Origin of the sequence: Streptomyces sp. NPDC096136, from assembly GCF_044763325.1 — a bacterium.
Taxonomy (GTDB): Bacteria; Actinomycetota; Actinomycetes; order Streptomycetales; family Streptomycetaceae; genus Streptomyces.
On the sequence record NZ_JBIWFZ010000002.1, the window covers coordinates 247,132 to 266,481 of the forward strand.

At 74.3% G+C, this 19,350-nt stretch carries 14 protein-coding genes; 8 read left to right on the forward strand and 6 right to left on the reverse strand.

From position 1 onward, the window contains the following. Window positions 1-173: 173 nt before the first annotated feature. Window positions 174-1,544, forward strand: coding sequence for a 3-hydroxybutyrate oligomer hydrolase family protein (locus tag ACIRBY_RS04210; RefSeq protein ID WP_403895834.1), 1,371 nt, complete (start codon window positions 174-176; stop codon window positions 1,542-1,544). Between the two features lie 19 nt (window positions 1,545-1,563). Here the strand turns inward: ACIRBY_RS04210 and ACIRBY_RS04215 are convergent, their stop codons facing one another. Next, window positions 1,564-4,029: a heavy metal translocating P-type ATPase gene (locus tag ACIRBY_RS04215; RefSeq protein WP_403895837.1), complete on the reverse strand. Its 2,466-nt coding sequence runs from the start codon at window positions 4,027-4,029 to the stop codon at window positions 1,564-1,566. Window positions 4,030-4,400: 371 nt separating this feature from the next. Here ACIRBY_RS04215 and ACIRBY_RS04220 point away from each other — a divergent pair, with 371 nt between their 5' ends. Further along, window positions 4,401-5,309 carry a GNAT family N-acetyltransferase gene (locus ACIRBY_RS04220; RefSeq protein ID WP_403895840.1) on the forward strand — a complete coding sequence of 303 codons (909 nt, stop codon included), beginning with the start codon at window positions 4,401-4,403 and terminating at the stop codon, window positions 5,307-5,309. 53 nt (window positions 5,310-5,362) lie between these two features. Here the strand turns inward: ACIRBY_RS04220 and ACIRBY_RS04225 are convergent, their stop codons facing one another. After that, complete coding sequence (locus ACIRBY_RS04225) at window positions 5,363-5,737, reverse strand: VOC family protein (protein WP_403895842.1); 375 nt, start codon at window positions 5,735-5,737, stop codon at window positions 5,363-5,365. A 261-nt stretch (window positions 5,738-5,998) separates the two neighbouring features. On the opposite strand from ACIRBY_RS04225, the gene ACIRBY_RS04230 reads away from it, so the two are divergent. Together ACIRBY_RS04230 and ACIRBY_RS04235 are read left to right on the forward strand one after the other, a co-directional pair. Continuing rightward, on the forward strand, window positions 5,999-8,182 hold the full coding sequence (locus tag ACIRBY_RS04230; protein WP_403895845.1) for a SpoIIE family protein phosphatase: 2,184 nt from the start codon (window positions 5,999-6,001) through the stop codon (window positions 8,180-8,182). Window positions 8,183-8,348: 166 nt separating this feature from the next. Next, window positions 8,349-8,540, forward strand: a complete 192-nt coding sequence (locus tag ACIRBY_RS04235) for a hypothetical protein (RefSeq protein WP_403895848.1) — start codon at window positions 8,349-8,351, stop codon at window positions 8,538-8,540. Between the two features lie 36 nt (window positions 8,541-8,576). Here ACIRBY_RS04235 and ACIRBY_RS04240 read toward each other — a convergent pair whose 3' ends face one another. Together ACIRBY_RS04240 and ACIRBY_RS04245 are read right to left on the reverse strand one after the other, a co-directional pair. After that, window positions 8,577-9,830, reverse strand: a complete 1,254-nt coding sequence (locus ACIRBY_RS04240; protein WP_403895851.1) for a phosphatidylserine/phosphatidylglycerophosphate/cardiolipin synthase family protein — start codon at window positions 9,828-9,830, stop codon at window positions 8,577-8,579. Continuing rightward, the gene (locus ACIRBY_RS04245; protein ID WP_403895854.1) at window positions 9,827-10,582 is read right to left on the reverse strand and encodes a restriction endonuclease; all 756 of its coding nucleotides are present in this window, start codon (window positions 10,580-10,582) and stop codon (window positions 9,827-9,829) included. Before ACIRBY_RS04245 ends, ACIRBY_RS04240 begins: the two co-directional genes overlap by 4 nt. Window positions 10,583-10,824: 242 nt before the next feature. Between ACIRBY_RS04245 and ACIRBY_RS04250 the strand changes: the two genes are divergently transcribed. The 4 genes from ACIRBY_RS04250 (at window position 10,825) to ACIRBY_RS04265 (ending at window position 15,110) form a co-directional block, all read left to right on the forward strand. Next, on the forward strand, window positions 10,825-11,268 hold the full coding sequence (locus ACIRBY_RS04250; RefSeq protein ID WP_403895857.1) for a peptidase inhibitor family I36 protein: 444 nt from the start codon (window positions 10,825-10,827) through the stop codon (window positions 11,266-11,268). Between the two features lie 41 nt (window positions 11,269-11,309). Next, window positions 11,310-11,738: a peptidase inhibitor family I36 protein gene (locus tag ACIRBY_RS04255; RefSeq protein WP_403895860.1), complete on the forward strand. Its 429-nt coding sequence runs from the start codon at window positions 11,310-11,312 to the stop codon at window positions 11,736-11,738. A gap of 23 nt (window positions 11,739-11,761) precedes the next feature. Further along, on the forward strand, window positions 11,762-12,199 hold the full coding sequence (locus ACIRBY_RS04260) for a peptidase inhibitor family I36 protein (protein WP_403895863.1): 438 nt from the start codon (window positions 11,762-11,764) through the stop codon (window positions 12,197-12,199). Between the two features lie 190 nt (window positions 12,200-12,389). Beyond that, a complete protein-coding gene (locus ACIRBY_RS04265; protein WP_403895864.1) occupies window positions 12,390-15,110 on the forward strand; it encodes an AAA family ATPase in 2,721 nt (906 codons plus the stop codon). A 16-nt stretch (window positions 15,111-15,126) separates the two neighbouring features. Here the strand turns inward: ACIRBY_RS04265 and ACIRBY_RS04270 are convergent, their stop codons facing one another. Together ACIRBY_RS04270 and ACIRBY_RS04275 are read right to left on the reverse strand one after the other, a co-directional pair. Further along, on the reverse strand, window positions 15,127-16,197 hold the full coding sequence (locus tag ACIRBY_RS04270; protein ID WP_403895867.1) for an alpha/beta fold hydrolase: 1,071 nt from the start codon (window positions 16,195-16,197) through the stop codon (window positions 15,127-15,129). Between the two features lie 81 nt (window positions 16,198-16,278). Further along, window positions 16,279-19,065 (reverse strand): AAA family ATPase, encoded by a 2,787-nt coding sequence (locus ACIRBY_RS04275; protein WP_403895870.1) that lies wholly within the window; start codon window positions 19,063-19,065, stop codon window positions 16,279-16,281. Window positions 19,066-19,350 lie beyond the last annotated feature (285 nt).

The window sequence follows — 19,350 nt, forward strand, 5'->3', positions numbered from 1 at the left end:
GTTCACCTGCACCAACGGCCGGCTCCGCGGTCAAGCAGTCGAGTTGGTCCCGCGTCAGCCGTACAGGGAGAGCCGCCATGCCGTCGCGCGACGTACGATCGAACCGGGTGTCGTCCACGGCGCGCGTCCCTCCGGCGGAAGCGGGGGGACGCCGGCTCCGCGCGCTCCGCCTGATGGCCACGGTGGCCGCCCTCGTGGGCATCGCCGCGGCGCCCGCGGCCGCCGGGCACCCCGGCGGAGCTGCCACGGCGGACGGACACTGTGCCGGCCTGTCACGGCTGAAGGTGCCCGGCGCCGAACTCCAGCTCCCCACCTGCCTGGACGAGCTGACCACGGCCGGGACCGTCGCCTCGGGGCACACGGACCGGGCCGACTGGGCCGGGCTGACTCCGGCCGGCCTGGGCGTGCCGAGCGGTGTGCCCGGGATCCAGATCGACGGGTACTTCCCCGACTCCTCGACCGGCAACACCCATCACGGCTGGAACCACGACTCCCAGTTCGTGATCCGCCTGCCGGACCACTGGAACGGCGGCCTGGTCGTCACCGGGTCCCCGGGCGTGCGCGCGCAGTACGCCAACGACCGGGCCATCGGCGACTGGGTCCTGGCCCGCGGATACGCCTTCGCGGCGACCGACAAGGGGAACACGGGCACCACCTTCTACCGCGACGGACGGGCGCCGGGGGACGCGATCGCCGAGTGGAACACGCGGGTCACCCAGCTCAACCGTGCGGCCCGCGCCGCCGTGGCCCAGCGCTACCTGCGGCCTCCCTCCCGCACCCTGGCCACCGGGATGTCCAACGGCGGCTACCTGGTGCGCTGGCAGCTGGAGAACCACCCCGAGCTGTACGACGGCGGCGTGGACTGGGAGGGCACCCTCTGGCGGGAACAGGGGCCGAACCTGCTCACCTTCCTGCCGCCGGCCCTCGCCGCCTACCCCCGCTACGCCGCAGGGGGCCCGGGCGCGGACCAGGCCCGTCAGGAGATGACCGCGGCCGGCTACCCGGCGGGCTCGGAGTTCCTGTGGGCCTTCCACCACCAGTACTACTGGGACCTGACCCAGCGCATCTACCGCGAAGAGCTGGACCCCGGCTACGACGGCCGGCAGGAGGCGGGAACCCCGTTCTGCACGCCCGGCACCCCTGCCTGCGACGCCGACTACGACTACGGCCTGCGGCCCCGGAGCGTCCACGACGCCGTGTCGAAGATCGCGCTGACGGGACGGATCGGGAAACCCCTCGTCACGCTGCACGGCACGCTGGACGTCCTCCTGCCCATCAGCCGGGACTCCGACGTCTACGCCCGCATGGTCGCCGACGCGGGCCGCGGCCGTCTCCTGCGCTACTACCGCATCGAGGGAGGAACGCACGTCGACTCCCTGTTCGACGCCTTCCCCGACAGGCTCCGCCCGCTCGTCCCCTGCCACCGCTCCGCCCTGACCGCCCTGGAAACCTGGCTCGGCCGCGGCGTGCCGCCGCCGCCCGGCCGGACCGTGCCCCTTCCCGGCCCCGGCGAGGACCCCCTCACGAGCTGCCCGCTCGCCTGACGGGCGCGGATCCGCGCCCTCAGCGGTCCGGGGTCCCCTGGTCCGGGGTCCCCTCGGGGGGCGGGGCCGCGGGGGCCGGGCCGGGCAGGCGGAGGCGTTTGAGGGCGAGGGCGTTGACGGCGACGACGACGCTGGACCCGGACATGGACAGGGCCGCGATCTCGGGGCGGAGGACCAGGCCGGTGGCGGGCTCGAAGACGCCGGCCGCGATCGGCAGGGCGATCGCGTTGTAGCCGATGGCCCAGCCGAGGTTCTGGCGCATCTTGCGCAGGGTGCCCCGGCCGATGCGCAGGGCGGTGGGCACGTCGAGGGGGTCGGAGCGCATCAGGACGAGGTCGGCGGTCTCGATGGCGACGTCGGTGCCGGCTCCGATGGCGATGCCGAGGTCGGCCTGGGCGAGGGCGGGGGCGTCGTTGACGCCGTCGCCGACCATGGCGACCTTGCGGCCGCCGCGCTGGAGCTCGGCGATGGTGGCGGCCTTGTCTCCCGGGAGGACCTCGGCGATGACCGTGTCGATGCCCAGGCGCCGCGCGATCCGTTCGGCGGTGGCCCGGTTGTCGCCGGTGAGCATGACGACCTCGACGCCCAGGGCGTGCAGTTCGCGCACGGCGGCCGGGGAGGTCTCCCGTGGCGCGTCGGCGAGGGCGATGAGGGCGGCGGGCCGGCCGTCGACCACGGCGACGACGACGGTACGGCCGGTGGCGGCGAGCTCGTCGCGACGGGCGGCCAGCGGGCCGAGGGGCGCGCCCTCGCGTTCGGCCAGCCGGCGGTTGCCCACGGCGATCCGGTGGCCGTCCACGACGGCGGTCGCCCCGTGGCCGGGCACGTTCTCGAAGTGCCGGGCCTGCGCCGGCTCCGCGCCGCGCGACTCGGCGTACCGCACGACCGCCTCGGCGAGCGGGTGCTCCGACTCCCGCTCGACCGCCGCGACCAGCCGCAGGACCTCGTCCTCGGAGCGGCCGGGCGCGGTGATCACCTCGGTGACCTCGGGTGCGCCCCTGGTGAGGGTGCCGGTCTTGTCCATCACCACGGTCCGGATCCCCGCGGAGGCCTCCAGCGCCATGGCGTTCTTGAACAGGACCCCCCGCTCGGCGCCCAGTCCGGTGCCGACCATGATCGCGGTGGGGGTGGCGAGGCCCAGCGCGTCGGGGCAGGTGATGACGACCACCGTGATGGCGAACAGCATGGCCTCGCCGAAGGGCCTGTCGGAGGCCAGCAGCCAGACGGCCAGGGTCAGCGCGCCGCCGGCGAGGGCGACGAAGACCAGCCAGAACGCGGCCCGGTCGGCCAGCCGCTGGCCCGGCGCCTTGGAGTTCTGCGCCTCCTGGACCAGCTTGACGATCTGGGCCAGGGCCGTGTCCGCGCCGACCCTGGTCGCCCGTACCCGCAGGGTGCCGTTGGCGTTGAGGGTGGCGCCGACCACGGCGGAGCCCGGCGCCTTGTGCACCGGCAGGCTCTCCCCCGTCACGGTCGACTCGTCGACCTCGCTCTCGCCGTCCTCCACGACCCCGTCCGCGGCGATCTTCGTGCCGGGGCGTACGAGGAGCAGGTCGCCGACGGCGACCTCGGCGGTGGCGACCTCGACCGGTTCGCCGCCCCGCAGGACGACGGCTTGGGGCGGGGCGAGGTCCAGCAGGGTGCGGATGGCGTCGTTGGCGCCGCCGCGGGCGCGCATCTCGAACCAGTGTCCGAGCAGGACGAAGGACGCCAGTACGGTCGCGGCCTCGTAGAAGACCTCCCCGCCGCCGGTGAGCGTGACGATCAGCGAGTACAGCCATCCGGCGCCGACGGCGACCGCCACCAGCACCATCATGTCCAGCGTCCGGGCGCGCAGGGCCCGGAGGGCACCGGTGAAGAAGATCGAGCACGAGTAGAGGATCACCGGTAGGCTGAGCAGGAGTGCCCAGACGTCCTGGCGGAGGCCGAACGGTACGGGCGCGCGCAGGCCGAAGACCTTCTCGCCGATGGGCGACCAGATCAGGATCGGTACGGAGAACAGCGCCGCGACGAGGAAGCGGTTGCGCAGGTCGGCCACCATCGCCGCCATCGACATCCCCGCATGGCCGCCACCACCGCCATCACCGCCACCACCGCCGTGGCCCGTCCCTTCCCGGGGCGAGCGCCCGTCCTCCTGCTCGTGTGCCGGGTGCGCGGGCGGCGCGGGCCGCCGTACGGGGGCAGCGGGCGGGTCCGGCTCCTCCATCGGGTCGCAGATGTGGGCCGGCACCGACTGGCCGGCGCAGTGGTAGCCGCACGCGGTCACCCAGCCGCGCAGCTCGGCCAGCGAGGTCCGACGCGGGTCGAAGACGACGGTGGCCGACTGCGCGACGGGGTTGACCTCCACGTCCAGGACGCCCGGGCGCCGGCCCAGCACGGCGGCGACCGTGTTCTGCTGGGTCGCGCGGATCATGCCCCGCACGTCCAGCACCGCCGTGCTGCGCTCCTTGCCCCGGTCGCCCGGTTCCAGGTCCCGCGAGTGCCGCATGCCCCTTCACCTCCCGGATGCGCGGAGCCCGAATCGGCCGGAGCGCTTCCCTCCGCCTGACAGCAGCCTGTGCCCGGCGCGGCGCCGCCGCAACGCCGGACGGTGCCCGACACGGCGACCGGCACCGCGCACGGTCACCGTCGGCGTCGGCGTCGGCGTCGGTCATGAGCCCCTCCCTCAGAGGGCTCGGAAATCCGTGGACGGGCACACGGAAGATCACGTACGGTGTGGCTCCACGCCTTGAGACGAACGGAAGGAGGCGAGTGCCGTGCAGTTCACACCTTTCCCGCGCTCCCTCTTCCGCTGTCCCGGCGTGGTTCGTCCGTTCTGACCGGGAGCGCTCCAAGCAGCCCGTTTCCCGGAGGAATCCCATGACCGACCTGGTCATCCGCACGCTTTCCGCGAGCGACGCACATCTCTTCGACGCGCTCCCCGACCCCCTCGGCGCCCGTGAAGGCCATCGGCGCACCCGGTTCCGCCCCGACTGGAAGCGCGTCGCCCTGCGCGACGGCGAGGTCGTCGCGCGCGGTGCGTGGTGGGGCGGCCCCGACGATGCGGAGCCCGTCAACATCAACTGGTTCGACGTGGCCGAGGGCGAGGAGGAGGCAGGGGCCGAACTCCTGCGTTCCGCTCCCTGGCAGGTCGAACTCGAGATCAACCTGCCCGGCGACTGGCGGGAAGAGGCCGGCCTGCGCGCCGCCGCCGAGGCGCGCTTCGCCGCCGCACGGGCCGCGGGGTACGCACTCCTGGTGGAGCGCTTCCTGTACCGCTGGACCCCGGAGCGGGGCCTGCCCGAGCGGCCCGGACGCCTGCGCTTCAGCGCCGAACCCGACGAGGCGGTGTTCTTCGACGCGTTGCGCCGCATCCACTCCGCCACCCTGGACGCCCACGCGCTCAGGGCCATCGAGGAGGGCGGACTCGACCAGGCCGCCCAGGAGGAACTCGACTTCTTCCACTGGTGCCCGTCCCCGCGGGAGTGGTGGCAGGTCGCGCACACGCCGGAGGGGGAGCTCGCCGGCATCCACATCCCGGCCCACAACCCCTCCGGCCCGACCATCGGGTTCATCGGAGTCGTCCCGGAACAGCGCGGCCACGGCTACGCCTACGACCTCCTCGCGGAGTGCACCCGCTTCCTCGCCGAGCGGGGCGCGGAGTTCGTCGGCGGGGCGACGGACCGGGCCAACTTCCCGATGGCCGCGAACTTCGCGAAGGCCGGCTTCCCCGTCATCAGCGAGCGCATCAACTTCCGGCCGAAGACCGAGCGGCCCGGCGCGGAGTAGCACCTGCCTGGTCGGGGGCCGCGCCCCGGGCCTCCGACCAGGCGTGGTTCCGGCTACAGGTACGGTCGGGTGATCAGCTCGATCAAGTGACCTGCGGGGTCCTTGACGTACACGCCCCGGCCGCCGTGTTCGTCGTTGACCTCGCCCGCGCGCCGCATCTGCGGATCGGCCCAGTGCTCGGTGCCGCCGTCGCGCAGTCGCCGGTACGCCCGGTCGAAGAGCTCGTCGTCGAGCAGGAACGCGTAGTGCTGCATCTGGATCTCCACCGGCGGCTCGGCGAACTGCAGGAGCACGCCGTCGCCGAGCCGGACGTTGGCGAAGGGGCCCCAGGACGGTGCTTCCGAGAGCTCCAAGAGGTCGCGGAAGAACTCGGCCGACTCCCGGCGGTCCTTGGCGGCGATGATGGTGTGGTTGAAGGTGGCTGGCATGCGGTGGGCCTCGCTGTGGTTCGACACGGATTCCGGACGCGTGGTGCACGAGCTCGGGGAGGTCCGCGTGCCGAACCGGTGGGGTGCCGTCCGCGCACCCGGTGCGCACTCAGCCCTCCACCGGATGGCCCATCCGTGTGTGGCGCAGCGCCGGTCCGGTGTTCATGGTCCGGACCCTATGGGGTCGCGCCGGCTGCGACCACAGGGCTTCCGGCCATCGACCGGCGCGATCGGTTCGGTTCGTCGGCGTATGGTCCTGGTATGCGAGCTGCTGGACCCGGCTACGGTGAGCGGCCCGACTGGACGGAGCTGCTCGGTGCCGCGCTGGTGGGGGCCGTGCGCCGCACCGGGGCCTCCGGCGGCGTCCTGTACCTGCTGGACGAGGCCGCGCGGACGCTCGGCCTGGCGGTGCTGTGCGGGCTGCCGGAGGAGATCGCCTGGCCCTGGCTCCGGATACCGCTCGCGACCGCCGCTCCGATCAGCGAGGCCGTCCGGGAGGACCGCCTGGTGTGGGTCGGCTCCCAGGAGGACATGGCGCGCCGGTATCCGCGCGTCGCGGCGAGCATGCCGTACCGCTTCGCCCTCGCGGGTGCGCCGCTGCGCGGCCGTGCCCGCTGCTGGGGCGGTCTGGTCCTGCTGTGGCCGGCCGCCCACCCGGAGCGCGCCGGGCGCCGCGAGCGCGGCCACGTCACCGCCGAGGCCAGCGGCCTCGCGCACGCCCTGGACGAGTGCGCGGACCCGCCGCGGGCGCCCGAGCAGCCCCTTCGCGTGTCGCTCACCGAGCCCCACCCGTACGCGGGCCGCACCGCACAGGCGGCTGCGGACTATGCCGAGCGGCTGCCCGAGGGGGCGCTGGCCCTGGACCTGGAGGGCAGGATCACCTTCGTGAACGGCGTGGCGGCCGCACTGCTCGGTCGCGCCGAGGACCGGCTGCTGGGGACCCGGCCGTGGCAGTCCCTGCCCTGGCTGGACCAGCCCGCCGTCGAGGACCACTACCGCACGGCCGTCATCAGCCGTGAGCCCGTCGAGTTCACGGCCCCCGCCCCCTCCGGCCGCCGGCTGCGCTTCCGGCTCTACCCGGACGCCAGCGGCATCAGCGTCCGCATCACGGGCGCGCCCGACGCCGCCCCCGCGGACGGTCTGCCCGAGTCCTCGCGCCCCGACCGGCCCGTGACCGCCGCCTCCCGGACCGCCCACACCGGCCGCCTCTACCAGCTCCTGCACCTGGCGGCCGCCCTGACCGAGACCGTGGCCGTCAGCGACGTCGTCGAGCTGGTCGCCGGGCAGGTCCTGCCGGCCTTCGGCGCCGACGGCCTGGTGCTTTCCGAGGCCGAGGCGGGCCGCCTGAAGATCACCGGCTGGCACGGCTACGACCGGCGGAACATCGAACACCTCGACGGACTCCCCCTGGGCACCGACCTCACCCCGGCCGGGCACGTCCTGTCCACCGGCCTGCCGTCGTTCTTCGCCACCGCTGAGGAGATGGCCGGCGAGTACCCCCGGGCCCCCCTGATGAGCGGCAAACGAGCCTGGGCCTTCCTGCCCCTGCTGATCTCCGGGCGCCCCGTCGGATGCTGCATCCTCTCCTACGACCGGCCCCACGCGTTCACCGCCGACGAACGGGCGGTCCTCACCTCCCTGGCCGGCCTGATCGCCCAGGCCCTGGACCGGGCCCGCCTGTACGACGCGGTGCACGGCCTCGCCCTGGGCCTCCAGGAAACGCTCCTGCCGCCGGGTCTGCCGGCCGTGCCCGGCCTCACGATGGCCGCCCGCTACCTGCCCGCCAGCCGCGGCATGGACATCGGCGGCGACTTCTACGACGTCATCCGCCTCGACGCCACCACCGTCGCCGCCGTCATCGGCGACGTCCAGGGCCACAACGTGGCCGCCGCCGCCCTGATGGGGCAGGTGCGCACCGCCATCCGCGCCACGGCCGGCGCCCCGCCGGACCGGGTCCTCGACCGCACCAACCGGGTTCTGATCGACCTGGGCGGCGACCTGCTCGTCTCCGCCCTGTACGCCCGGATCGACCTCGCCCAGGGGCGGGCCGCCCTGGCCAGCGCCGGCCATCCGCCGCCCTTCCTGCACCGGCCCGGTCAGCCGGGGCTGGTCGTCGGACTCGACCCCGCCCCGCTGCTCGGCATCGATACGGGGACCCCCTACCCGGTCGCCGACCTCGCACTCCCGCCCGGCAGCACCCTCGCGCTCTACACCGACGGGCTCGTGGAGGTGCCGGGCACCGACCCCGACCGCACCGCCGCAGACCTCGCCGGGTACCTCGCCCGCCACCGGGACGAGGACGTCGAGCACCTCATCGACGGCCTCATCCGCCGCGCGTGGCCCACCGGGCGGTACACCGACGACACCGCCCTGCTCCTGCTGCGTACCACCGGGGCGGTCCCGGCAGCCCACCCCACGGCCCCGGCGGACCGCCGACACCCCTGAAGGCCGCCCCCCTTGACCGGCCTCGGCATCCGCACGAGGCGGGCCGTAGAGCTCCTGGGGCTTTCGCCGGGCACAGCGGTACGACGGGTTTCGGTTTAGCAGCTCACATTTCGGTAACAACATGTAGCGACAGGTAGACAGACAGTGTTCGACGAAAGGAAGGAACATGACCGTCGCCACCGTGCTCATCCTCGTTGCGGTCCTCGCCCTCGTCGCCCTGCTGGTCCTGGCTCCCAGCGCGCCGGCGCAGCGGAACCCCTTCCCGGGCCGGCGCCGCCGGGGCGGGCACCGCCGTCCCGGTGCACGCAGGACGGGCGAACTCCCCCACCAGCGGGGCTTCCAGCGCCACGCCCGCTGATGCCGGCTCCGCCCTACGCACTGCGGGACGCGCCGCTCACAGGAAGCGGCGCAGCGGCTGCACCGAGAGTTCCCGCACGCGCTGGAGGGCTGACCGGCGGCGCCAGCGCTGCGGGGAGATGCGCGTGCTGTTCCGGAGGTCCTGGTCGTAGTGCTCGTCCAGCGTGCGGGTGACGTCCGGGTCCATGACGGCCAGCATGACCTCCTCGTCGTGGTCGAGGGAGCGGCGGTTGAAGTTCGACGAGCCGACGAGGGAGACCACCCCGTCCATCGTGACGATCTTGGCGTGCATCATCGTCGGCTGGTACTGGTGGATGCGCACCCCCGCGGCGGTGAGCGCCTCGTAGTGGTGCTGGCCCGCCAGTTGGCACACCCGCTTGTCGGTGTGCGGGCCGGGCAGCAGGATCTCGACCGTGACGCCCCGGCGGGCGGTGGCGGACAGCAGCTCGACGAAGTAGTCGTCGGGGGCGAAGTACGCGGTCGCCAGGCGCACCCGCTCCTCCGCCGATTCGAGGACGACCCGCATCAGCGTCTGCATGTCCTGCCACCCGAAGGCGGCCGATCCGCGCACCACCTGGACGACGGCGGAGCCGGCCGGCTCGTGGCCGACGAATCGGTCGCGGGCGTCGAAGAGTTCGGGATGGCACTCCGCCCAGTTCTGGGCGAACGCCGCGGCGATCCCGTCGACGGCGGGCCCGCGGACCTCGGCGTGCGTGTCGCGCCACTCGTGCGGGTTGCGGGCATCGCCGCACCATTCCTCGGCTATGCCGACGCCACCTGTGAAGGCGGTCCGTTCGTCGACGACGAGGACCTTGCGGTGGCAGCGGTGGTTCTGCTTGAGCGGGGAGAGGAAGAGGGGTCTGCGGAACCAGGCCACGTCCACCCCGGCCGTGCTCATCCGGTCCAGCAGGTCCTGCTCGATCAGCCGGCTGCCGAAGCCGTCCAGCAGCAGCCGCACGCGCACGCCGTGGCGGGCGCGCTCGGCCAGTGCCTCGGCGAACCGGCGGGCGATGTCGCCCTTCCAGTAGACGAAGGTCATCATGTCGACGGTGTGGCGGGCGCCGGAGACGGCGTCGAGCATCGCGGTGAAGATCTCGTCCCCGTTGCGCAGGGGGCGCACGGAGTTCCCCTCGGTCGCGGCGATGCCGATGAGGCGTTCGAGGCGGCGGCGGATGCGGTGGATGCGTTCAGCGTTCTGCGCGGCGGGATCGGCCGGATGCCCGGGGGTGGATCCGGCGCCGAGGGGCCTGGTGTTCCGGGCCGGGGTGCTGCCCGTGTCGGTGGTGGTCATGACGCGGCTCCTCGGGTCAGGGCGGACGGGGCGGGTGCGGGCGCGCCGAGGCCGGACTCCCACGGTGCGGGCGCCTGTTGTTCGGTCCAGGCCGCCAGGGCCTCGCCGTCGACGCGGGCTATTCCGCAGGTGTCGGCGTATTCGGCGGCGGGCGCGGTGAAGGAGCTGGTCGTCACGATGACGGCGACGTCGGCCTCGTGGACCGCGAAACAGGTTCCGCCGAAGCGCTGGAGGTCCTGCGAGCCGACCCGGTGGTCCTCGGCGTAGTGCTTGCACTGGAGCACCACACGCCGTCCGTCCGCGGTCGTGGCCAGGACGTCGGCGCCGAGGTCCCCCGCTCCGCCGACCACCTCCACCGAGGTGCAGCCGTCCCGTGCGCAGAGGGCCGCCACCGTGTGCTCGAAGCCGTCGGCGTCGACCGCGGCGTGGTCGAGGGCCTCGCCCCCGATGTCGGGCAGCTCCACCGGCCCCTGCTCGTACCGGGTGCGCCGCGGGGCACCGGGCCGGCGCCGGACGGGCGCGAGGCTCCACTTCGCCAGGAGCGCGCCCAGGAGCAGTACGGCCAAGGCGGCGATCGGGGCCACGGGCAGCCTGGTCCCGTCCGCCGACACGGCTTTCAGGAAGGCGGCCGCGCCGGCCGCACCGGTGCCGAGCAGCCCGAGCGCGAGCGCCGCGTCGCGCCCCAGGGCGGAGCGCCGCGGGGATCCGGTACCGCGTACGGACGCGGGCGCGTCCTCCTCAGGCGTGGTCATACGAGTCCCCCTCGAAGTCTGTTGGACGTTCGTATGGCCGGGATCGCGGATCTCAAACCGCATCGGGGTCCCCTGACGCCGCCCCTCTGTCAGTCACGGGAGCAGTCACATGACTGATGCCGCCCCTGTGTCCGCGACGGCACAGTGAGGTTGCCCCGCAAGCAGGGGCAGCGGAGCAACACCCCGGGTGGGAGCAGCAGATACGCCGGCCCGGGCCGGCGGAGAGGGCAGAGGAGATCATGATGAACGCGCGGAGGACGGCGATGAGGCTCGCGGTCGGGGCCGCCACGCTGACCGCGGCGGTCGTCGCCACGACGACGAGCGCGAGCGCCTACGTGCTCACCGACATCCAGACCGGATCCGGCAAGTGCCCCGCCAACTGGGTCTGCCTGTGGAGCGAGGGCGATTTCGTGCGCGGAAACCCCGCTGGTGGATACGACTTCGGGGCCGTGGGTTCGGACCAGAACGTCTCGGACATGGGGAAGTTCGTCTTCGAGAGCAAGCTCTTCCGCTGGAAGGGGATGCAGGATTCCGCCTCCTCGGTCGTGAACAACACCGGGAGCGGCATCTGCTTCTACGAGCACAACAACTACGGCGGCCTGGAATTCAGGATCGGCCCCCGGGAGAAGTGGGCGTCCGTACCGGGATGGATCAACGACAAGATCAGCTCCTTCAAGTACTGCTGATGCCGCACTCCTACTCCACTTCAAGAGGGATCGTGTTTTCGATGAACAGGATGAAGATGCTCGGCTTGTCCGCCGTCGTCGCGGCGGGGCTGATCGTGTCCACCGCGGCGTCCGCGAGCGCCACCAGTGTCTTCGACATCGGCCACGGCGCCGGTTCGTGCCCCAACGGCCACGTCTGCCTGTGGTCGGAAGGAAACTTCATCCAGGGGAAGTTCGTCTACGACCACAAATTCGGCTCGTTCGCGTCGAACCAGAACGTCGGAGACATGGGGAAGCTGGCACGCACCTCCACCGGGGACAAGGGGATGCAGGACATCACCTCGTCCGTGGTGAACAACACGGGGAGCAGCATCTGCTTCTACGAGAACAACTGGTACGGGGGCCTGGAGTTCAAGATCGGGCCCCGCGAGCAGTGGCCCTCCGTCCCCTCCTGGATCAACGACAAGATCAGCTCCCTCACATTCTGCTGACCGCCCCTCAACGATCTGAACGGATGATGATGACATTGCGCAGGAAGACGGCACGGCTCGCCGTCGGTGCCGCCGCCGTCGCCGGGCTGGTCATGACCGCGTCGGCTTCCGCGAGCGCCTCCGTGCTCATCGGTATCGGGCAGGGCGCCGGAGCCTGCCCCGCCCAGCACGTGTGCCTGTGGTCCGAGAACGACTTCGTCGGCGCCACCAGCGGCTCCAAGTTCGGCGCGATCGCGTCGAACCAGAACGTGGGCGACCTCGGGAAGCTGAAGCGGGACGGGGCGCTGTGGACGGGGATGCAGGACGTCACCTCGTCCGTGGTGAACAACACGGGGAGCGGCATCTGCTTCTACGAGCACAACAACTACGGCGGCCTGCAGTTCAGGATCGGCCCCTGGGAGAAGTGGCCCTCGGTCCCCTCGTGGATCAACGACAGGATCAGCTCCTTCACGTACTGCTGACGCGCCGGCGGACGCCCGCCGTGTGAGAGGTCCCGCCGTCCCGAGCCCGCTCGGGACGGCGGAGCCGTTCCCCTCACCTACCAGCGGGGCGATGAATCCTCGGTTGACCGAATCCATGCAGGTCAGCGGGTCTGGAACTCCGTAGGATGGGGTGGAGCTCCTCCGGGAGGAACCCCTACCCGGAGGTGCCATGCCCCACCACGCGTCACGCCGGCTGCTCGGGCGGGACCGCGAACTGGAGGCGCTGGACCGGCTGCTGCGCGACGTGCGGGACGGGCGCAGCCGGGTGCTGGTGCTGCGGGGCGAGGCCGGGGTCGGCAAGTCGGCCCTGCTCGGCCGTCTGGCCGAGCGGGCCGCGCCGTTGCCGACCGTGTTCGCGGCCGGCGTGGAAGCCGAGTCCGACTTCGCCTACTCGGCCCTGCAACGCCTGTGCGCGCCCCTGCTGTCCCACCTCGACCGGCTGCCGCCGGTCCAACAGGAGGCCCTGCGCGTCGCGTTCGGCCTGAGCGCGGGGAATCCGCCCGAGATGCTGCTGGTCGGGCTCGCCGTCCTCGGCCTCCTCGCCGAGGCCGCTGCCGAGTCCCCGCTGGTGTGCCTGGTCGACGACGCGCAGGCCCTGGACCTGATGTCCCGGCGGATCCTGGCGTTCGTCGGACGCCGACTGGAGGCCGAGTCGGTGGCGTTGGTGTTCGCCGAGCGGACCTCCGGCGGGCAGAGGACGGAAGGCTTCGCCGGCCTGCCGGACCTCACGGTGCGGGGGCTGGCCGACGACGACGCGCGGGCCCTGCTCGACGGGGCCCTCTCGGCACCGGTCGACGCACGGGTGCGGGACCGGATCGTCGCCGAGACCGGCGGAAACCCCCTCGCCCTGCTGGAGTTGCCCCGGGACCTGTCGCCGGCGGAGCTGGCGTTCGGCCTCGGAGGGCCCGGCGCGGGACCGCTGGCGTCCCGGGTCGAGGACGGCTTCCGCCGGCGCGTCGAGGCGCTGCCGGCCGACACCCGCGCCCTCCTGCTCGTCGCGGCGCTCGAACCGGTCGGCGACGCACCCCTGTTGTGGCGGGCACTGCGCCTGCTCGGGATCGGGATCGAGGCCGCGGCGCCGGCCGAGGCGGCGGACCTGATCACCTTCGGAGCCCCGGTGCGGTTCCGCCACCCGCTGGTGCGTTCGGCCGTCTGGCGGGGCGCGGACGCCGGTGCCCTGCGGGCGGCGCACCACGCGCTGGCCGAGGCCACCGACGCCGGACGCGACCCCGACCGGCAGGCCTGGCACCGGGCCCACGCCGCGGTCGGGCCGGACGAACGGGTCGCCGCCGCACTGGAGCGCTCCGCCGACCGGGCCCTGGCCCGCGGCGGACGAGCGGCCGCCGCCGCCTTCCTGGAACGCGCCTCCGCGCTCACCCCCGATCCGACGGAACGGGCACGTCGGGCGCTGGCCGCCGCGGCGGCCCACCTCGCGGCGGCCCTGCCGGACCGGGTGCCCGACCTCGTGGCCGCCGCCGAACTCGGGCCGCTGGACCCGCTGCAGTCGGCCGAAGCCAGCCGGCTGCGGGCCAAGGCATCGTCCATGACCCACCCGGGGCTCGGCGCGGTGCAGCCCCTGCTCGACGCGGCGGCCCGCCTCACGCCCCTCGACCCGGCGGCCGCACGCGAGACCTGCCTCGCGGCGTTCGGCGCGGCCGTCTGGGCCGGCCGGCACGACGCGAGCGGGCTGCGCCGCGCGGCGCAGGCGGCACGCGGCCTGCCGCCCGGCGACGAGACGGCGGGCGTCTTCCTCAGGGCGCTCGTCACCTGGACCGCGGACGGGCCGGTCGCCGCCTTCCCGCTGCTGGCGCGGGCGCTGCGCGCGCTCACCCGCGACGAGGACCTGGCCGTCCTGTGGCCGGCCGCGAACGCGGCCGTGGAGCTGGGCGACCTGCGGGCCTGGCTGGACATCACCGGCCGGGCGGTGCGCTTCGCCCGGACGACGGGCACCCTGTCGGTCCTCTCGACGGCGCTCCCCTACCGGGCCGCCTCGCTCGTCTACACCGGACGCTTCGCCGAAGCCCGGGACCTGCTGGCCGAGACGCCCGCCGTCGCCGAGGCGGCCGGGATGGCGACGCACCTGGTCTCGACGTCCCTGCTCAACGCCTATCAGGGGCGGGAGCGGCCGGCCCTGGAGGTGATCGGAGCCATGGAGCGGGAGGGCGAACAGCGCGGTCTGGGCCGTCTCAACGCCATGGCGGCGTGCGCGCGGGCCGTGCTCCACAACGGCCTCGGCAACTATCCGGCCGCGATGGACGCGGCGCTGCGGGGCGGCGAGTACCAGGACCTCGTCGTACACCACTGGACGTGCGGCGAGCTGGTCGAGGCCGCGTCCCGGGCCGGACGTCCGGACGTCGCGGCGGGGGCGCGCGAGCGCCTGGCCGACTGGGGGCGGGCGGGCACGCCCTGGGCTCTCGGCGCGCAGGCCGTGGCCGACGCCCTGGCCGGCGCGCCGGAGCGGGCCGAGGACCACTACCGGGAGGGCCTCGACCACTTCGCCCGCGGCGGCCTCGGCGTGTTCGAGGCGCGCACCCGGCTGCTGTTCGGCGAATGGCTGCGCCGCCAGAACCGGCGTGCCCGGGCCCGGGAGGAACTGCGCGCGGCGCACGCCGCGGCCTCGGCCATGGGCATGGAGGCGTACGCCGAACGGGCCCGGCGCGAGCTGCTCGCCACCGGTGAGACCGTCCGCGTCCGGACCCCCGGCCCGCAGGTCCTCACCGCGCAGGAGGCCCGGATCGCCCGGCTGGCGGCCACCGGACACCCGAACGCGGACATCGGCGCGCAGCTGTTCCTCAGCCCCCGCACGGTCGAATGGCACCTGCGCAAGGTCTTCGCCAAGCTGGGGGTCTCCTCCCGCCGCGAGATCGAAGGGGCCCTGGCCGACCGGTGACCGCCGCCGTCGCGGTTCACAGCCGGTCGGCGTCCACCACCGCCCGGGCGAACTCCGCGGGCGCCTCCTGGGGCGCGTCGTGGCCGACGCCGGGCAGGACGCGGTGCTCGTACGGGCCGGTGAAGAAGTGCCGGTAGCCCGTGCCGTCGGTCGTGGACAGGAACGGGTCGAGGGCGGGGTCCAGGGTGACGGTCGGCACCGTGATGACCGGCCGGGCGGCGAGCAGCCGCTCGTAGCGGTCGTAGCGGCGTTCGCCGTCGGCCAGGCCCAGGCGCCAGCGGTAGTTGTGGACCACGATCGCGGCGTAGTCGGGGTTGTCGAAGGCCGCGGCCGTCCGCTCGAAGGTGGCGTCGTCGAAGTCCCAGGTCGGGGAGACCTCCTCCCACACCAGGCGGCAGAGGTCGTGCCGGTTCTGCCGGGTCTCCATGGCGGCGCGGCCCCGGTCGGTGGCGAAGTAGTACTGGTACCACCAGGTGTGCTCGGCCTTGGGCGGCAGCGGGTCCTTCTGCGAGGGGACGTGGGTGATGAGGTAGCCGCTCACCGGTACCAGGGCCTTGACCCGCCGCGGCCACAGCGCGGCGATGACGCCCGCGGTCCGCGCGCCCCAGTCGAATCCGGCCAGGACCGCCTCGTGGATCTTCAGGGCGTCCATCAGGGCGATGACGTCCAGGGCGATCGCGGACTGCTGCGCGTTGCGGACCGTCGTCGGGGACAGGAAGGTGGTGCTGCCGTGGCCCCGCAGGTACGGGACGATCACCCGGTAGCCGGCGTCCGCGAGCAGCGGCGCCACGTCGACGAAGCTGTGGATGTCGTAGGGCCAGCCGTGCAGGCAGATGACCACGGGGCCGTGCGCGGGCCCGGCCTCGGCGTAGCCGATGTCGAGCACGCCGGCCCGGACCTGCTTCAGATCGGCGAAGGCGGTGTGCGCACCCGGGGCGACGGCCGGGACGACCGGGGCCGCCGGGCGGCCGGGCCGGTCGGGACCGGCTGCCGGCGCGGCGGCCGCGTCCGGCGCCGCGGCGAGCGGCAGGGCGGCGGCCGCCGCCCCGAGGCCGATCGTCTGGGTGAAGGTACGCCTGTCGATCATCTCTGTTCCTTCCCGGAGGGCCGCTGGCCTCCCCACTCTGCACCGGCACCGGACGCCCGGCATCAGTCACATGACGGTGATTCACCCGCAGTCGGCCCGGGGGGCCGCCTCGCTCCGGGTCAGGGCGTCGCGCAGTGCCGCGCGGGTCGTGATGCCCAGCTTGGGGAAGGTGCGGTACAGGTGTGAGCCGACCGTGCGCGGCGACAGGTGCATCTTCCGGCCGATCTCCTTGTTCGTCAGTCCGCTCGCGGCCAGGTCGGCGATGCGGCGTTCCTGCCAGGTCAGCGCGACCGGGTGCGACGCCGAGGAGCGGGGCGCGACCCCGGTCGCCCGCAGGGCGGCCCGGGCCCTCTCGGCCCAGCCGGCCGCGCCCAGCCGCTCGAACGCCCGGGCCGCCGCCGCCAGATGCGGCCGCGCCGCCTCCCGGTCCTGGGCGTGGCGCAGCCGGATGCCGTGCGCGAGGCGGATCCGGGCCAGCTCGAACGGGAAGCGGGCGGCGTCCGGATGGGATGCGGCCCGGGCGAACATCGCCGCGGCCTCCCGCTCGTCCGCCGCGGTCATCGCCAGCGCGCCGTGGGTGATCAGTGCCTGGCGGGGCGAGACGGCCGCCAGGCCGGCGTCCCGGGCCGCCAGGGCGTGCGCCCGGGCCTGTTCGGCGCGTCCGGTGTGCCGGGCGGCCTCGACGAGGTCGAGGAGGGTGCGCGGGGCCTGGTGCGCGAACGGCCGGAACGTGCCGGGCCGGGTGATGGCGGTGGCGCGGAGGTAGGCGCTCTCGTGGTCGCCGCAGCCGAGCGCGGCGGTCGCGGCGGCCGCGTCGGCGATCTGGGTCAGGAACCCCAGTCCGCGGGGACGGGCCCAGGCCTCCACCTCGGCACACAGGTCGCGCGCTTGCTCCGCCCGTCCGCGCAGGGCGGCCAGTTGGGCGAGGTAGGCCCGGCTCTGGGCCGCGAACAGGTGGTGGCCGTGCTCGACCGCCAGGTCCAGGCCGCGCCGGCCGGTGGCCTCCGCCGCGGCCCATTCGCCCGCCGCGGTCTGGTCGAGCATGACCAGGTGCAGCATGACCATGCCGGCGGCCGCGGCCCCCGTCTCCACCTCGTGGTCCACGACGCGCTGCAGGTGCGGGCGGCAGGTGTCGAGGACGTCGAGGTGGTAGGCGGCCACGCCCAGCCGGGTGGCCTCCCAGGGCTCCAGGTCCGGCAGCTGCGCGGCGGCCCGTCGCAGCGGCGCGGCCCACTCGGCTCCGTACCGGGTGACGTCGCTCCAGGTGGCGCTGTAGAGGCGCGCCCGTTCGGTGGCGAGGCCGCCCAGGGAGGCGAGGAGTGCGTGGGTGCCCTCCCAGACCGCGCGGTCCCCGCTGTACTGGCTGATCGCCAGCAGGAGGATCACCAGCCTGTCCAGGACCTCGTCGGGTTCGGCGCCGCCGGCTGCCGGGCCGGCGTCCCTGATCCCCTCGATCGCGGCCGAGACCTGCTGTCGCGTGGAGCGGACGTCCCCGTCCTGGTAGAGCGCCCGGTAGGCGCCCGCCAGCACGGCGGCCGGCGCCCGCGTCGAACCGGGCGCGCGGTCCGACCGGACCAGTTGGTGCGCCCGGCCCGGGCGGGCGGCGTGACCGGCGACGAAGGAGGCGTCGGCCAGCCGTCGTGACCGGTCGCCGGAGCTCTCGCTGAGCTCCGCGGCCCGGGTCAGCCAGGTGACGGCCGTCAGCGCGCCGCCGCGCCGGGTCGCGGACCCGGCCGCGGCCTCCAGGATGCCGGCGACCTCCTCGTCGGGATCGACCGTGGCCGCCGCCAGGTGCGCCGCCCGGTGTTCGAGGCTCCCCCGGTGTACGTGCGCCAGCGCCAGGTGGGCGGTGCGGCGCTGGCTCGGAGTGGCCATCTGCACGACGGCGGACCGCACGAGCGGGTGGCGGAAGACGAAGTCGCCGGTGGCCGCTGCGACCTCCAGCAGTCCGGCGGCCACTGCCGCGTCGACGTCGCGCATGACGGGGCGCGTGCCGGGGACGGCGTCGGCGCCGCCGGGGGTCCCGGCGGAGTCGAGCGCGCCCCTCAGCAGCTCGGCCCGCACCCGCTCGTCGAGGGCTGCGATGCGGGCGCCGTACAGCCCTTGCAGCCGCCGGGACAGCGGCACGTCGTGCGGGCCGACGGGGTCCTCGGCCGGGAGGCCGCCCGACCGGCCGAGGAGCTCGGCGGACAGCTCCAGCAGGGCCAGCGGGTTGCCGCGGGCCTGTGCGAGAACGGCTCGGCGCACGTGCCGGCCCAGGTCCGGGTACCGGTGGTCCAGCAGGCGGGCCGCGTCCTCGTCGGGGAGGGCGGGGACCGGCAGTTCGGGCAGTGCGGCGGTGTCCCAGCGCGACGCGGTGTCCGTGCGGACCGCGACCAGCAGCTTCACCGGGCTGCCGGCCAGGCGTCGGCCCACGAAGGCGCAGACGTCGACGCTGGCGTCGTCCAGCCACTGCGCGTCGTCGAGCACCAGGAGGGGCGGCCGCTGGGCGCGGCCGTGCGTCAGCAGGTCGAGGACGGCGATGCCGACGGTCATGACCGACGGCGGCTCGCCCCGGCTTCCGTCGAACACCGTGTCCAGCACCGTCCGGCCGGCGTCGTCCGAGCCCGCGGTGTCGGCGAGCAGCGGATGGAGGAGCTGGTGCAGCCCGGCGTAGGGCAGCGCGGACTCCGCCTCGGCGCCGGCGGCCCGCAGGACGGCGTGGCCCTCCTGCCCGGCCAGCGCGGCGGCATGGCCCACCAGCGTGCTCTTGCCGACGCCCGCTTCCCCCCGCAGGACGAGTGCCCGCCCGGTGGCCGACTTCACGAACGCCGCGAGCTCGGCCCGTTCCTCCTCGCGGCCCACCATCGCCGTGGTGTTCGGTTCCATGCCCGTCCTGTCCCTACCCGGTGTCGTGCCCCCGCGCGGCGGGGCGGGGGCGACGGCGGATCCCCCGTCGCCCGCCGGCTCCTGCGCGCGGTGGATGCCGGTCGGCATCCCGCCGCCCACGATCCCCCGGGCCGGGGTGCGTCGAACCCGTGCCGGACCCTGGCCGGTACCCGGGCCCTCCGGCCCGGGTCCGCGGCCGAGGCGCCGACCTGCGGTTTCGTCTCCGCCCTCAGGTCGGGTGTTTGGGAACGCGCGGAGGGGACACACGCGGGGTGTCGGCGTGCC

Excerpts from the sequence above, each read along its gene's own strand:
- ACIRBY_RS04210 (WP_403895834.1), top strand. The coding sequence starts at position 174 with ATGGCCACGGTGGCCGCCCTCGTGGGCATCGCCGCGGCGCCCGCGGCC.
- ACIRBY_RS04215 (WP_403895837.1), bottom strand. The coding sequence starts at position 4,029 with ATGCGGCACTCGCGGGACCTGGAACCGGGCGACCGGGGCAAGGAGCGC.
- ACIRBY_RS04220 (WP_403895840.1), top strand. The coding sequence starts at position 4,401 with ATGACCGACCTGGTCATCCGCACGCTTTCCGCGAGCGACGCACATCTC.
- ACIRBY_RS04225 (WP_403895842.1), bottom strand. The coding sequence starts at position 5,737 with ATGCCAGCCACCTTCAACCACACCATCATCGCCGCCAAGGACCGCCGG.
- ACIRBY_RS04230 (WP_403895845.1), top strand. The coding sequence starts at position 5,999 with ATGCGAGCTGCTGGACCCGGCTACGGTGAGCGGCCCGACTGGACGGAG.
- ACIRBY_RS04235 (WP_403895848.1), top strand. The coding sequence starts at position 8,349 with ATGACCGTCGCCACCGTGCTCATCCTCGTTGCGGTCCTCGCCCTCGTC.
- ACIRBY_RS04240 (WP_403895851.1), bottom strand. The coding sequence starts at position 9,830 with ATGACCACCACCGACACGGGCAGCACCCCGGCCCGGAACACCAGGCCC.
- ACIRBY_RS04245 (WP_403895854.1), bottom strand. The coding sequence starts at position 10,582 with ATGACCACGCCTGAGGAGGACGCGCCCGCGTCCGTACGCGGTACCGGA.
- ACIRBY_RS04250 (WP_403895857.1), top strand. The coding sequence starts at position 10,825 with ATGAACGCGCGGAGGACGGCGATGAGGCTCGCGGTCGGGGCCGCCACG.
- ACIRBY_RS04255 (WP_403895860.1), top strand. The coding sequence starts at position 11,310 with ATGAACAGGATGAAGATGCTCGGCTTGTCCGCCGTCGTCGCGGCGGGG.
- ACIRBY_RS04260 (WP_403895863.1), top strand. The coding sequence starts at position 11,762 with ATGATGATGACATTGCGCAGGAAGACGGCACGGCTCGCCGTCGGTGCC.
- ACIRBY_RS04265 (WP_403895864.1), top strand. The coding sequence starts at position 12,390 with ATGCCCCACCACGCGTCACGCCGGCTGCTCGGGCGGGACCGCGAACTG.
- ACIRBY_RS04270 (WP_403895867.1), bottom strand. The coding sequence starts at position 16,197 with ATGATCGACAGGCGTACCTTCACCCAGACGATCGGCCTCGGGGCGGCG.
- ACIRBY_RS04275 (WP_403895870.1), bottom strand. The coding sequence starts at position 19,065 with ATGGAACCGAACACCACGGCGATGGTGGGCCGCGAGGAGGAACGGGCC.